1 protein-coding gene is annotated in these 238 nt (G+C 53.8%); it reads left to right on the plus strand.

Annotated features, from left to right (window positions below):
* Nucleotides 1-238, plus strand: a 238-nt coding sequence (locus P8629_RS12670; RefSeq protein WP_278166438.1) for a TonB-dependent receptor plug domain-containing protein, incomplete at both ends; no start/stop codon positions are given.

A 238-nucleotide genomic window follows, 5' to 3' on the forward strand; every position in this document is an offset into this window, starting at 1 on the left:
CTTAGCTACACGCCGGGTGTCTCTGTTGGTACGCGTGGCGCATCCAACACCTATGACCACCTGATCATTCGCGGCTTTGCGGCAGAAGGCCAAAGCCAGAATAACTATCTGAATGGCCTGAAGTTGCAGGGCAACTTCTATAACGATGCGGTCATTGACCCGTATATGCTGGAACGCGCTGAAATTATGCGTGGCCCGGTTTCCGTGCTTTACGGTAAAAGCAGTCCTGGCGGCCTGT

The organism is Hydrogenovibrio sp. 3SP14C1 (genome assembly GCF_029625905.1).
Classification (GTDB): domain Bacteria; phylum Pseudomonadota; class Gammaproteobacteria; order Thiomicrospirales; family Thiomicrospiraceae; genus Hydrogenovibrio.